7 protein-coding genes are annotated in these 14,269 nt (G+C 65.9%); 6 read left to right on the top strand and 1 reads right to left on the bottom strand.

Annotation, left to right across the window (positions count from 1 at the left end):
- The first annotated feature begins 27 nt into the window (after positions 1 to 27).
- The 3 genes from AB8810_RS11885 (at position 28) to AB8810_RS11875 (ending at position 11,020) form a co-directional block, all read left to right on the top strand.
- On the top strand, positions 28 to 7,887 hold the full coding sequence (locus AB8810_RS11885) for an MBG domain-containing protein (protein WP_372530490.1): 7,860 nt from the start codon (positions 28 to 30) through the stop codon (positions 7,885 to 7,887).
- Between the two features lie 45 nt (positions 7,888 to 7,932).
- Positions 7,933 to 9,609 carry a ShlB/FhaC/HecB family hemolysin secretion/activation protein gene (locus tag AB8810_RS11880; RefSeq protein ID WP_372530489.1) on the top strand — a complete coding sequence of 559 codons (1,677 nt, stop codon included), beginning with the start codon at positions 7,933 to 7,935 and terminating at the stop codon, positions 9,607 to 9,609.
- Positions 9,610 to 10,141: 532 nt separating this feature from the next.
- Positions 10,142 to 11,020 carry a pirin family protein gene (locus tag AB8810_RS11875; protein WP_372530488.1) on the top strand — a complete coding sequence of 293 codons (879 nt, stop codon included), beginning with the start codon at positions 10,142 to 10,144 and terminating at the stop codon, positions 11,018 to 11,020.
- A gap of 29 nt (positions 11,021 to 11,049) precedes the next feature.
- Here the strand turns inward: AB8810_RS11875 and AB8810_RS11870 are convergent, their stop codons facing one another.
- Positions 11,050 to 11,958, bottom strand: coding sequence for a LysR family transcriptional regulator (locus tag AB8810_RS11870; protein ID WP_372530487.1), 909 nt, complete (start codon positions 11,956 to 11,958; stop codon positions 11,050 to 11,052).
- A gap of 365 nt (positions 11,959 to 12,323) precedes the next feature.
- Here AB8810_RS11870 and wrbA point away from each other — a divergent pair, with 365 nt between their 5' ends.
- From wrbA to AB8810_RS11855, 3 genes are all read left to right on the top strand, one after another.
- The gene (gene wrbA / locus AB8810_RS11865; RefSeq protein WP_372530486.1) at positions 12,324 to 12,923 is read left to right on the top strand and encodes an NAD(P)H:quinone oxidoreductase; all 600 of its coding nucleotides are present in this window, start codon (positions 12,324 to 12,326) and stop codon (positions 12,921 to 12,923) included.
- A gap of 21 nt (positions 12,924 to 12,944) precedes the next feature.
- The gene (locus AB8810_RS11860; protein ID WP_372530485.1) at positions 12,945 to 13,601 is read left to right on the top strand and encodes an isochorismatase family protein; all 657 of its coding nucleotides are present in this window, start codon (positions 12,945 to 12,947) and stop codon (positions 13,599 to 13,601) included.
- A 67-nt stretch (positions 13,602 to 13,668) separates the two neighbouring features.
- Positions 13,669 to 14,226 carry an antibiotic biosynthesis monooxygenase gene (locus tag AB8810_RS11855; protein WP_372530484.1) on the top strand — a complete coding sequence of 186 codons (558 nt, stop codon included), beginning with the start codon at positions 13,669 to 13,671 and terminating at the stop codon, positions 14,224 to 14,226.
- The last annotated feature ends 43 nt before the right edge of the window (positions 14,227 to 14,269 follow it).

Below are 14,269 nucleotides of genomic sequence, written 5' to 3'. Positions count from 1 at the left end.
ATCTGCGTTGCACCACAGGGGAATCGCATGAATCACATCTACCGGCTGGTCTGGAGCCAGGTCCGTCGCGTTTGGCTGGTCGTTTCCGAACTCGCCCGCGGTCGCGGCAAGGCCGGGCGTACCTCGACATCGCGCCGTACGCGCCGGGCCGGGTGGGCTGCGCTCCCCCTGAGCCTGCCGATGCTGGCCCTCGCTACCGCGTCAAGCGGCGTTACGGCGATAGATGGCGCCCGTCCGGCGGGCGCCATCGTCGCCGCTCATCCGACGCTCGCGCCGACGGTCATCGCGTCGGCGGCATCCTCGACCCATCCCGCCGGCGGCCAGGTCACCGCCGGCAGCGGCCGTATCGACTACGGCGATCACCTCACCACCATCCAGCAGAACAGCCAGAACCTGTCACTGAACTGGCTGAGCTTCAATATCGGCGCGCAGGACACGGTCAATTTCCTGCAGCCGAACGCGCAGTCCATCGCCGTCAACCGCATCGCCGACCCCAACGGCAGCGTGATCCTCGGCCACCTGAACGCGAACGGCCAGGTGTTCCTGATCAACCCCAACGGCGTGCTGTTTGGACAAGGCGCGCAGGTCAGCGCGGGCGGCCTGGTCGCCAGCACGCTCGACGTCAGCGATAGCCAGCTGGGTCGCGGCACGTTGCGCTTTACCGGCGCAGGCGTCGGCCGCGTGACCAACCTCGGTACGATCACCGCTGCACCCGGCGGCTACGTGGCCCTGCTCGGCCACGCGGTGTCCAACCAGGGTGCGATCCAAGCGCCTGCCGGCAGCGTGGCGCTGGCCGGCGGCAGCGCGGTCACCTTGCGTTTCGACGGCAACCGCCTGCTCGACATGCAGATCGACGCCAGCACCTTGAACGCGCTGGCCGAGAACAAGCAGCTGATCGTCGCCGACGGCGGCCAGGTGCTGATGAGCGCCGGCGCGAAGGATTCGTTGCTGGCCAGCGTGGTCAACAACAGCGGCACGATCCAGGCGCGGACGGTCGAAAACCGCGCCGGCAAGATCGTGCTGCTCGGCGGCATGGAAGCAGGCACCACGCAGGTGGACGGCACGCTGGACGCCAGCGCGCCGAACGGCGGCGACGGCGGCTTTGTCGAAACCTCGGCGGCGCATGTGCAGGTGGCCGACGGCGCAAAGATCACCACCCTGGCCGCCACGGGCAACGCCGGCACCTGGCTGATCGATCCGCACGATTTCACCATCGCCTTCAGCGGTGGCGACATAAGCGGCGGCACTTTGAGCAGCCAGCTTGGTGGTGGCAATGTCACCATTCAGTCAAGCCAAGGCGCCAACGCCAGCGGCAGCGGCGACATCCACGTCAATGATTTAGTGAACTGGGGCGCCAACACGCTCACGCTCACCGCCGCCCACGATATCGATATCAACGCCGTGATGACGGCCAGCGGCAGCGCCGGCCTCGCGCTGAATCCCAGTACCGCCAACGGCGGCGATGCGGCGATTGGCGGCGGCACCGTCAATGTCAACATGGTCAGTACCACGCCGGGCCAGAGCGGCCGGGTGGATTTCACCGGCGGCAGCAACACGCTGAAAATCAACGGCCAGTCGTACACCATCATCACGACGTTGGGTGCCCCCGGCAGCACGTCCGGAACGGACCTGCAAGGCATCAGCGGCGCCCTCAACTGTTTTTGCTATTTCGCGCTAGGTGCCAATATCGACGCCAGCGCCACGGCCAACTGGGGGGATTCCGCCTTCGGCTCTGCCATCGGCTCCGGCTTCGTGCCGATCGGCCACAGGTTCAACGCCACCGATTCCAAGATGTTCACCGGTACCTTCGACGGCCTCGGCCACACCATCAGTGGTCTCACCATCAACCGGCCCGGCTCCAACAACGTCGGCCTGTTCGGTTACACCTACACCACTACGAAGATCCGCAACGTCGGCCTGCTTGGCGTGTCGATCCAGGGGCAAAGCAACGTAGGCGGCCTGGTCGGGTACAACTACGGCACGATCAGCCAGGCCTACGCCACCGGTGCGATCAACGGCAATCTCGGCGGTGCCGACGTCGGCTTCGGCGGCGGTGCCAACATCGGCGGCCTGGTCGGATACAACGACAGCAGCGGCCGGATCAGCCAAGTCTATGCCAGCGGTGCGATCAGCGGCGCGACCACTGTCGGTGGCCTGATCGGGTACAACAACCACGGCCCGATCAGCCAAGCCTATGCGACCGGTACGGTCGGCAGCAGCGGCGGTGACGTCGGCGGCCTGATCGGGATCAACGACAGCGGCTCGATCAGCCAAGCCTATGCGACCGGTACGGTCAGCGGCAGCAACGACGTCGGCGGTCTGGTGGGATACAACATCAGCGGCGCGATCAGCCAAGCCTATGCGACCGGCGCGGTCAGTGGCAGCAACTATGTCGGCGGCCTGGTCGGGAACAACGTATCCGGCACCACGATCAGCCAGGTCTATGCCACTGGTGCGGTCAGCGGCACCGGCAGCAACGTCGGCGGCCTCGTTGGGTTCAACAATGCCGGCACGATCACCAACAGCTACTGGGATACGCAAACCACCGGTCAGTCCACCAGCAGCGGCGGTACCGGCCTGACTACCAAGGCACTGATCGCAGCGCTGCCCGCAGGTTTCACGGCCGCCAGGTGGGGCAATGTCGGCAACCAGACCACGCCATACCTGCTGGGCATGTCCGGCAATCAGGTATTCAACACCAACGACCTGCCCACAGGCACCGTGACGCCCAGCAACCGGCCCAACCTCTACACCGTCATCCTGGATCTGAATCAGTTGCAGGCCGTGAACACCGGCCTCGCCGGCCGTTATGTGCTGGGCAACGACATCGACGCCAGCGCCTCGACCGGGTGGGTTGGCCTTGAGTTCGACGCCCAAGGCCGGCCCATCTTCGCCTACAACGGCTTCAGGCCGATTGGCGCCTCAGGCGCAGCGTTCACCGGCGTCTTCGATGGCCTTGGTCACACCATCAACAACCTGACCATCAATTGGCCGAACACCGATGACGTCGGCCTGTTCGGCGTCACCGGCAACGGCAGCGCGATCCGCAATCTCGGTCTGCTCGGCGGGTCGGTTGCAGGCCGGAACTACGTCGGCGGCCTGGTAGGAGACAACGGCGGCACGATCACAAACACCTATGCCGCCGGGATGGCCGACGGCCTGACCTCTGACGAACGCGACTACGTTGGCGGCTTGGTTGGCTTCAACGAAGCGGGCGGCACGATCACCAACGCCTATGCCACCGGGGCGGTCAGAGGCAACAACTATGTCGGGGGTCTGGTCGGAAGCAACCTTGGCGCGATCACGAACGCCTATGCCACAGGGGCGGTCAACGGCATCTTTTATAGCGGCGGCGGCAACTACGTAGGCGGCCTGGTTGGCTCCAACGAAGCGGGCGGCACGATCACCAACACCTACGCCACGGGGGCGGTCGGCGGCAACAACTATGTCGGGGGTCTGGTCGGTCTCTACGGCGGAGGCGCCATCACCGGCAGTTACTGGAACAGGGAAACCACCGGCCGATCCACCAGTGACGGCGGCGGCACCGGCCTCACCACCGTGCAGATGATGGACCCGGCCAGTTTTGCGGCCTGGAGCACGGATATCAGCGCCGTCGGCGGCAGCTCTGCGGCCTGGCGGATCTACGCGGGTGACACCGCGCCGCTGTTGCGTATCTTCATGACTGGTCTGGCGGTCAGCGCCAAGAATCTCGGCACGGTCTACAACGGCACCGCCTTTGCTGGCAGTAGCAGCCTGGTCCTTGGCACGCTGACGCCGAGCTACTGGCGGCCGTCGAGCAGTGTGGATGCGAGCCTGATTCTGGGCGACGCCAACGCCAGAACCAGCACCCCGGCCACCAATGCCGGCAGCTACGCGCTGGCTAGCGACCTGTATTCCGGCCAGATGGGTTACGACATCGCTTTCACCCCCGGCACGCTGACCATCGCCCCAGCCACCCTGACCTATCTGGCCGATACCGCAACTTCCACCTACGGCAGCACGCCGATAGGGCTGACCGGCACGGTGACCGGCTTCGTCAACGGCCAGACTCTGGCCAACGCCACGACCGGTACCGTCAGTTTCGCCACCGGTGCTACAGCCACCAGCAACGTCGGCAACTACGCCATTATCGGTAGCGGCCTGACCGCAGGCTACGGCAACTACACGTTCGCGCAAGCGGCAGGCAACGCCGCGGCACTCACGGTGAACCCGGCTATCCTGACCTATTTGGCGACATCGACCAGCAGCATCTACGGCAGCACACCGGGCGGGTTGACCGGCACGGTGACCGGCTTCGTCAACGGTCAAACCCTGACCAGCGCCACCACCGGCACCGCCAGTTTCGCCACCGCTGCCACAGCCACCAGCAACGTCGGCAACTACGCCATCGACGGCAGCGGCCTGACCGCGAACTACGGCAACTACACGTTCGCACAAGCGGCAGGTAATGCCGCCGCACTCACGGTGAATCCGGCCCTCCTGACTTATGTGGCCGATACCGCCACTACGACTTACGGCAACACGCCGAGCGGGTTGACCGGCACGGTGACCGGTTTCGTCAACGGCCAGACCCTGGCCAACGCCACGACCGGTACCGTCAGTTTCACCACCGGTGCCACAGCCACCAGCAACGTCGGCAGTTACGCCATCGACGGCAACGGCCTGAACGCGAACTACGGCAACTACACGTTCGCACAAGCGACAGGCAACGCCGCCGCACTGACGGTGAACCCGGCCATCCTGACAATCACGGCGAATAACGCCAGCAAGACCTACGGTGACACGCTCACGTTTGCAGGCAACGAGTTCACGGCCAGCGGCCTGCAGAACGGCGAAACCATCGGCGATGTCGCGCTCACCAGCGCCGGTGCCGCGGCAAGCGCCGGCGTCACCGGCGGCCCGTACGCCATCACGTCGAACGCAGCTACCGGCGGCAGCTTCAACGCAGGCAACTACGCCATCACCTACAGGAATGGCAGCCTCACGGTGGGCCAGGCCGCGCTGACGGTCACCGCCAATGACGACAGCAAGACCTACAACGGCCTCGCTTACATGGGCGGCCACGGCGTCACCTACAGTGGCTTTGTCAACGGCGAGACCACCTCGGTACTCGGCGGCGCGCTGCGCTATGCCGGCGATGCGCAAGGCGCCACCAACGCGGGCGGCTACACGATCACGCCCGACGGCCTCACCTCCGGCAACTACGCCATCACCTACAGGAATGGCAGCCTCACGGTGGGTCAGGCCGCGCTGACGGTCACCGCCAATGACGACAGCAAGACCTACGACGGTCTCGCTTACACGGGCGGCCACAGCGTCACCTACAGCGGCTTTGTCAACGGCGAGACCACCTCGGTACTCGGCGGCGCGCTGCGCTATGCCGGCGATGCGCAGGGTGCCACCAACGCGGGCGGCTACACGATCACGCCCGACGGCCTCACCGCTGGCAACTACGCCATCACCTACAGGAATGGCAACCTCACGGTGGGCCAGGCCGCGCTGACGGTCACCGCCAATGACGACAGCAAGACCTACAACGGCCTCGCTTATACGGGCGGCCACAGCGTCACCTACAGCGGCTTTGTCAACGGCGAGACCACCTCGGTACTCGGCGGCGCGCTGCGCTATGCCGGCGATGCGCAAGGCGCCACCAATGCGGGCGGCTACACGATCACGCCCGACGGCCTCACCTCTGGCAACTACGCCATCGCTTACAGGAATGGCCGCCTCTCGGTGGGTCAGGCCGCGCTGACGATCAGCAGCAGCAACGTCAGCAAAACCTACGATGGCGGGCTCAGCGCGATCGGCACAGCGGTAGTGAGCGGCGGCACGCTGTTCGGCAGCGACACCCTCAGCGGCGGCAATTTCGCCTTTACCGACAAGAACGTCGGCATCGGCAAGCACGTGACCATCAACGGCGTCACCGTGAGCGACGGCAACAGCGGCGGCAACTATGCCGTCACCTACGTCGACAACAGCAGCAGCACCATCACCGCGCGGAGCATCACCGTCGATGCCACCGGTACCGATCGCGTCTACGACGGCACCACCGCCGATGCGGTAAAACTCGCCAGTACCGGCATCCTCGCCGGTGACACGGTGGACTTCAGCGGCACCGGCGCCTTCGCCGACAAGAACGTCGGTGTCGCCAAGGCGGTCGGTGTCAGCGGCATCGTCGCCACGGGCGCCGATGCGGGCAACTACAGCTATAACACCACCACGAACACGACGGCCGACATCAGCCCGCTCGGCATCACCGTCGATGCCACCGGTACCAACCGTGTCTACGACGGCAGCACAGCCGATGCGGTTACGCTGGCAAGCGCCGGCGTGCTGTCCGGCGATACGGTGAACTTCACCGGTACCGGCAGCTTCCTCACCAAGAATGTCGGTACCGGAAAAACCGTCAGCGTCTTCGGCATCGCCGCCGGCGGTGCCGATGCGGGTAACTACAGCTACAACACCACCGCGAACACGACAGCCGACATTGCCGCCAAGACGATCACGGTCGACGCGATCGGTGTGGACAAGGTCTACGACGGCAGCACGGTCGCGACGATCGCGGCACTGGGCACAACTGGCCTGGTGGCGGGCGATGCTGTCACCTTCGGCAACGCCTCGGCCGCCTTCGCCGACAAGAACGCCGGCAGCAACAAGGCGGTCACCGTCAGCGGCATCATCGCCAGCGGCGCCGATGTGGGCAACTACAGCTACAACACCACCGCGAACACGACGGCCGACATCAGCCAGCTCGGCATCATCGTCGATGCTACCGGTACCAACCGCGTCTACGACGGCAGCACCGACGATGCGGTTACGCTGGCAAGTGCCGGCGTGCTGTCCGGCGATACGGTGCACTTCGCCGGTACCGGCAGCTTCCTCACCAAGAATGTCGGCACGGCCAGGGCGGTCAGCGTGAGCGGCATCGCCGCCCGCGGCGCCGATGCGGGTAACTACAGCTACAACACCACTGCGAACACGACAGCCGACATTACCGCCAAGACGATCACGGTCGATGCGATCGGCGTGGACAAGGTCTACGACGGCAGCACGGCCGCGAAAATCGCAGCACTGGGCACAACTGGCCTGGTGGCGGGCGATGCCGTCACCTTCGGCAACGCCTCGGCGGCCTTCGCCGACAAGAACGCCGGCAGCAACAAAACGGTCACCGTCAACGGCATCACCGCCAGCGGCGCCGATGCGGGCAACTACAGCTACAACACCACCACGAACACGACAGCCGACATCAGCCGGCTCGGCATCACCGTCGATGCCACCGGTACCAACCGCGTCTACGACGGCAGCACGGCCGATGCGGTCGTGCTGGCAAGTGCCGGCGTGCTGTCCGGCGATACGGTGCACTTCACCGGTACCGGCAGCTTCCTCACCAAGAATGTCGGTAGCGGAAAAACCGTCAACGTCTTCGGCATCACGGCCAGCGGCAGCGAAGCGAACAACTACAGCTTCAAAACCAGCGCGACCACGACCGCCGATATCACCCCCGCGACGTTGACGTACCGCGCGGATACCGCCCACTTCAAGATCGGACAGATGCCGGCTGGTTTGAGCGGTGCCGTAACCGGGTTCGTCGGTGGCGATACCTTGGCCGATGCCACCGATGGCACGCTGACATGGCAGACGCCAGCCACCGCGGCCAGCCCGGCCGGGCCGTACGCCATCGACGGCAGCGGCTTGTCCGCACTCAACTATCTGTTTGAGCAGGCACCAGGCAACGCCGCCGCGCTACAGGTGGTCGATGGCAGCGCGCCACGCCTTGTCGCCAGCACCGTCGCCGGGCTGCAGCAATCCTCGGACGCCACCGATGCTGTCCACGCGCCGCATGCCCCGGATGTGCACATCGTCGACGGTGGAGTTCGTCTGCCGTGAATCACGCAACCCGCACATTCCGCGCCGCGCGCAAAGGATCACCGCATGCCGTCACCGTTCCGCTTTCGCTTCGCCCCGCTTGCACTGGCCTGCTGCGCCCTGCCGCTGGCCGCGCCAGCGCAGACGATCCCCAACAGCGGCCAGATCCTGCAGCAAGTGCCGCCGAAGCCGCTGGAGAAACCCGTCGCCGCACCCGGCCTGGTGATCGAATCGTCGACCAGCAACACCACCGAAGACGCCACCCCGTTCGCGGTGACGCACCTGCAGGTGGAAGGCAACACCATCTTCGACAACGCAACCCTGCATGCGCTGGTCGCCGACGGCGAAGGGAAAACGCAGACCCTGACCCAGCTCAACGCGCTGGCGCAACGGATCACCGACTACTACCACGCGCACGGCTACCCGCTGGCCCGCGCACTGGTACCGGCGCAGACCTTGAGCGGCGGCACGGTGCGGCTGCAGGTGGTCGAGGCGCGCTACGACCAGATCGAACTGGCCAACCAAAGCCGCATCGGAGACGACCTGCTGCGCGCCACGCTGGCGCCGCTGCACTCCGGCGAGGTCGTCACCCAGTCCACGCTGGATACCCGCTTGCTGCTGCTCGGCGACCTGCCCGGCGTGGACCCCCACGCCACCCTGCGCCCCGGTACAGAACCGGGCACCTCGACCCTCGACGTGCAGGCCGACGCCGAACCAACTCTGCAAGGCCAGCTGGTCGCCGACACCGCAGGCAGCCGCTACACCGGCCGCCTGCGCGCGGGAGCCTATCTCGACATCAACAATCCGATGCGCCACGGCGACCAGCTCAGCCTGGGGACACTTACCTCCGGCCGCGGCCTGCGCTACGGCCGGCTGGGCTACCAGGTCACCCTGAACGGGCATGGCACCCGGCTCGGCGCGGCGTATTCGATGCTGGCCTACGCGCTGGGTGGTCCGCTCGATGCGCTGGATGCGCACGGTACCGCCCGGGTTTCCAGTGCCTGGCTGACGCAGCCGCTGGTGCGCACGCACGACAGCCGACTGGACGTCCGTTTGCAGTTCGACCGCAAGCAACTGCGCGACCGCATCGACAGCACCGCCCTGCGCAACGACCGCCACAGCAACCACTGGACAGCCAGCGTCGTCAGCCAGCACGGCGACGACTGGGGCGGCGGCGGGCTGAGCAGCGCCAGCCTCAGCCTCGGCCACGGTCGGCTAGGCTTCGCCAACGCAGCGACAGCGGCCGCCGACGCTGCCACCGCACGCACGCAAGGTAGCTACACCCATTGGAACGCCAGCCTCGCCCGCCTGCAGAACCTCAGTGCCGCTACCCGCGTGTATGTGAGCCTCAGCGGCCAGTACAGCAACCGCAACCTCGACTCCTCCGAGCAGTTCCTGCTGGGCGGGTCGAGCAGCGTGCGCGGATACGACGTCTCCAGCATCGCCGGCGCCAGCGGCTGGCTGGGCACAGTAGAGCTACGCCACCACCTGCCGCTCGACTGCGCCGGCCGCTGCGAGGGCAGCCTGTTTGTCGACCATGGCAGCCTGCGCATCAATGCCGACCCGTGGATCGCCGGCCGCAATCAACTCGACCTCGATGGCGTCGGCATCGGCTTCAGCTGGGTCGGCACGCGCCATTGGCAGGCGCAAGTGCAACTGGCCACGCCGGTGGGCGCGACACCCACGTTGCTCGGCAAGCGCAGCTCCGCACGGGCATGGTTACAGTTGGTCAGGGGCTTCTGAATCCAGCCGGGCGGTCCTTCGCCGCATTCCTGGGTTATGGAGCCGCTCGATGGATTCGAACACACTCGCACCGGCCGAGGGACGCAGCCTGCGACGCGCCTTCGGCGCATACAACAACAGAAGCCTCGAAGTCCCGATCGTAACTGGGTGCGTGCGCCGACGCCGCTGCATCACGGTTCCAGTCGCAGCTGACCAGTCTGACGGCGCCGACTAGCCGAGGTCCGCTTCGGACCCAAAGCGAACTTGGCGACGAACGCCCGAGTTAAGCGGCGTCGCGATGCGGCGTCGGCTTGGACTTATAAAGTGAGGTCACAGCCAGGATGCACTGGGTGCGCACAACTGGATAGCAGGAGTCGATTTGCCGCCTTCCAGCGTTTGTCGCCGCGTCGGTTTCTCGTGGGAGTCGATCCGATAGCAGTCCTGCCGCTTCGAGCGATCGATCTATATCGACGATATTTCAGATCGAAATATATAGGCTTTGCAGATGGTTCGGCGAGGGCTAGCCTGCGGTTATTCCAACCGAGACCGACCTATGGACACCCCTCTCTCTACCGCAGCTCCCAAGATCGAGGTCACTCGCGAACGCCCCAATGTGGTCGTGAAGTCGCGTGGGCAGACGCATGGAACGATCACCCGCCTCGTCAGCCCCGGCGACATTGGCCAGCTGATCAAGCCTTTCGTGTTCCTCGACCGGGCTCGCCTCGCGTCAAACGGCAACGCGTTTTTTGGCCTGCATCCCCACTCCGGCATCGCGACCCTGACGGTCGTCCTTCAGGGCGGCCTTGAGTTCCAGGACTCGACCGGCGCGAGCGGCCAGGTGCCGACGGGTGGCGTCGAATGGATGCGCGCCGGTGCCGGCGCGTGGCACGACGGACGCGTCTACACGAGCGAGTCCCTGCGCACCTTCCAGCTCTGGCTTGCGCTACCGGCGCACCTCGAGCACGCGCCCCCGGAAAGCCGAAGCATCCGCGCAGACGAGATCCCGTCGGTGGGCCCCGCGCGCCTGATCCTTGGCGATTACGGCGACGCACACGGACCGATCGACGGCCCGCCCAACGTCAACTACCTGCACGTAGTCCTGAAGGACGGCGAGACTTGGACGTATACGCCGCCGGCCGGCCACACCGTGGGTTTCGTAGCCGTCGACAAGGGTGTCCTGGACTGTGGTGTCGATGTCGACGAAGGCGAAGTCGCGGTCTTCGAGGAATCGGATCAGGCCATCACGTTCGTGGCTCGGGGCGAGGCCAGCTTCGTGCTCGGTTCGGCGGTCAAGCATCCGCACGACCTGGTCACCGGCTACTACTCCGTGCACACCGACCCGTTCGCGCTTCGCAAGGGTGAGGCGGAAATCCAGCGGGTCAGTCGTCAGCTCGGCCGTGCGGACAACCCGCGCCTCAGCGCCTCGTACTGACCGCCTCCCAGCCGCAAGGCTGGGCACCGCTAGACGAGCCCAGCGTCGTCTGCGGCTTTCAACTGCGCAATGAAATGACGCCCTGCCGGACCCGGCGGGGCGTCCTTGCGATACACAATGTGCATCGAGATCCCGAGCTTGGGTCCTGCGAAACCTTCGACCTTGATCTCGACCAGCTCGCCGCGCTCGATGCCCTCCTGGACCATGTGCCGGGGCATGTGGCCCCACCCGAAGCCCGCGCGCAGGAACGCCAGTTTCGACCCGAGGTCGGCGAGCCTCCACGTCTGTGGCGACAGCACCGCGATGTCCTTGCCGGCCGAGAGCGACGACCGATCGGTCAGCACGAGCTGGACGTGATCGCGCAGCGCGTGCTTGGGCAGCACGCCCTTTGACCCGGCCAGCGGGTGATCGGGCGAGACGACGGTGGCGAACGGCACGTCGCCGAGTGGCTCGGAGACGAGCTCGCTTGGGACCAGCGGGAGCGAGCCCATGATCCCGATCGTGCAGGTCCCGTCCAGCACCGGCTGGATCACCGCCCCCAATGCTTCGACATAGAGCCGCAGCGGCGTGTGCGGAAAGTGCGCGCGCGCGAGTCCCGTGGCGTGGGTCAGGCTCGACATCGGGTACATGACATCGACGACCACGGAGAGCTCGGGTTCCAGGCCGTCGCGCATCGCCCGCGCGCGCGCCTTGAAGCCGTCGATCTGGTTAGCCACGGCCCGCGCATCGATCAGCAGGAAGCGACCGGCCTCGGTGAGCTGCGGATAGCGCGCCGTGCGATCGAACAGCATCACCCCCAGTTGCGCCTCGAGGTTGGCGAGCGTCTGGCTGACTACCGACTGCGCGCGCCGCAGCTTCCGGCCTGCCGCGGAGAAGCTTCCTTCCTCCGCGGCGGCGATAAAGGTCCGCAGCTGGTCCAGCGTCACTCCATCCAACATATCGGAATCTCCTATGTATTGGATCGGAACATATAGGCTACCAAGATGGTTTGGCTAGTCCTAGGCTGTCCATCACCCAATTGGATGCCCAAGCACACCGAAATTGTCATCGCCTGCGATTGCCCGCACGAAGTTTCCGCTGCCGTTTTCGCGGTCGAGCTGGAAGACGTGGCTATCGAACCGTGCGGCGGCTGGCCGTTGGCTTCGGCGCGTGGACCAACGCGGGCCTTCCAGTGACGCGGGCGCAGCGCCGCCCCCGTCGAAAACGCCGATAGAACCTATCGGCACACAGCGGGTTCCGCCCTTCATCTGGCGCGGCGCAACGTCGCCTCGCCCCCTGTACGTCCCCACTCAGGAGTTCCGCAATGGCAAAAGTCCTCATCCTCTACTACTCGAGCTACGGCCACATCGAGACCATGGCGTACGCGATGGCCGATGGCGCGCGTGCCGCGGGCGCCGACGTCACCGTCAAGCGTGTGCCGGAGACCGTTCCGGAAGAGACTGCCCGCAGCGCCTACTTCAAGCTCGACCAGGCCGCCCCGGTCGCGACCGTCGCGGAACTGGCCGAGTACGACGCCATCGCTGTCGGTACCGGAACGCGCTTTGGCCGAATCAGCTCGCAGATGGCGGCCTTCCTCGATCAGGCCGGCGGGCTCTGGATGCGCGGCGCGCTCGTCGGAAAGGTGGGTGCCGCCTTCACGTCCACCGGGACGCAGCACGGCGGCCAGGAAACGACGCTGTTCTCGATCATTACCAACCTGCTGCACTTCGGCATGACGATCGTCGGACTTCCCACGTCGCACCCGGGCCAGATGGTGACCGATCAGGTCGTCGGCGGAGCGCCCTACGGCGCGACCACGATCGCCGGCGGCGATGGTTCTCGCCCGCCATCCGAAATCGAACTCGCCGGCGCCCGCCACCAGGGCGAGATCCTCGCCAAAACCGCTGCCAAGCTCATCAGCTGATCACCCCACGGGCGGTGTCCGTTGCGGCGTCGCCAAGCCATCACCCAAAGGAACAATGACATGACTGACAACTACAAGCGCCTCGACGTCGAGAACGCCGCGCTGCTGATGATCGATCACCAGACCGGCCTGTGTAACGGCGTGCGCGACCAGAACCTCGCCGAGTTCAAGACAAACGTTTTGGCGCTCGCCAACATCGGCCGCGTCTACAAGCTTCCGACCATCGTCACGGCGAGCGCGCCGACCGGTCCGAACGGCCCGTTGATGCCCGAAGTGCTGGAGCGCCTGCCCGACGCGCAGGTCATCCTTCGTCCGGGCGAGGTCAACGCCTGGGACAACCCGGAATTCGCCGACGCGGTTCGAAAGACCGGCCGCAAGCAGCTGATCATCGCCGGCGTCTCCACCGAAGTCTGCGTGGCATTCCCTGCGCTCGCGGCCCAAGCCGAAGGCTTCGAGGTCTATGCGGTGATCGACTCGTCCGGCACGTGGAGCAAGACCGTGCAGGACAGCGCCGTCGCCCGCATGGCGCATGCCGGCATCATCATCACCTCGTGGGTCGCTGTTGCCGGCGAGCTGCAGCGTGACTGGCGCCGCGAGACCGGCCAGCAGCTCGCCGAGCTGATGGGCGAAGGCCTACCGTTCTACGGCAACGTGATCCAGAGCTGGGTCAAGCGCTAGGCGCAGCCGGCGGGCTCGACGGGGCATGCGAACGCCCCGTCGAGGCCGTGCGATCGCGGGAGCTCGGATGACGGACAAGCGCGAAACCGAAGGCGTTGGGCTGATGATTCGGCACAAAGTGGGTCGCGGGCATGCTGCGCGTTACGAAGCATGGTTAAACGACATCACGGCGGTTGCGTCCCGGAGCGAAGGTCATCAGGGTGCCCAGATCATTCGACCCGTCGACGACAGGGGCGAGTACCTGACGATCGTGCGGTTTGCATCGGCGGCAGCGGCGGATGCGTGGGCAGGATCGGAGGAACGGCGCCGCCTGGTCGCAGAGATTGCCGACGCACTTGATGTTCCGGAAAAGCCGGAGATCCGTCCAGGCGTGGAATTCTGGTTTGCGCCGCCGCCCGGGCAGCGCTCCGCCAAGCCGTGGAAACAGTGGTTGGTCACGACCTCGGTGATCTGGCCGGTTTCCACGCTCGTGCAGTTTCTATCCATCCCGTTCTTCGAGCACCTTCCTGTCCTCGGCATCTGGGGCGTCCGGCAAGGCATCGTGACGGTCATCGTGGTCGCCATCGTCGTGTTCCTTGTCATGCCGCGCTACGTCCGCGCCGTCGCGGGCTGGCTGTACCGGTAGCGCTGGCCACGCGCTGTACGCGACATCCCGCCTGCATTCGGTT

Origin of the sequence: Xanthomonas sp. NCPPB 3005 (assembly GCF_041228095.2) — a bacterium.
Lineage (GTDB): Bacteria > Pseudomonadota > Gammaproteobacteria > Xanthomonadales > Xanthomonadaceae > Xanthomonas_A > Xanthomonas_A bonasiae.
This window is presented reverse-complemented; position numbering and strand designations above follow the sequence as displayed.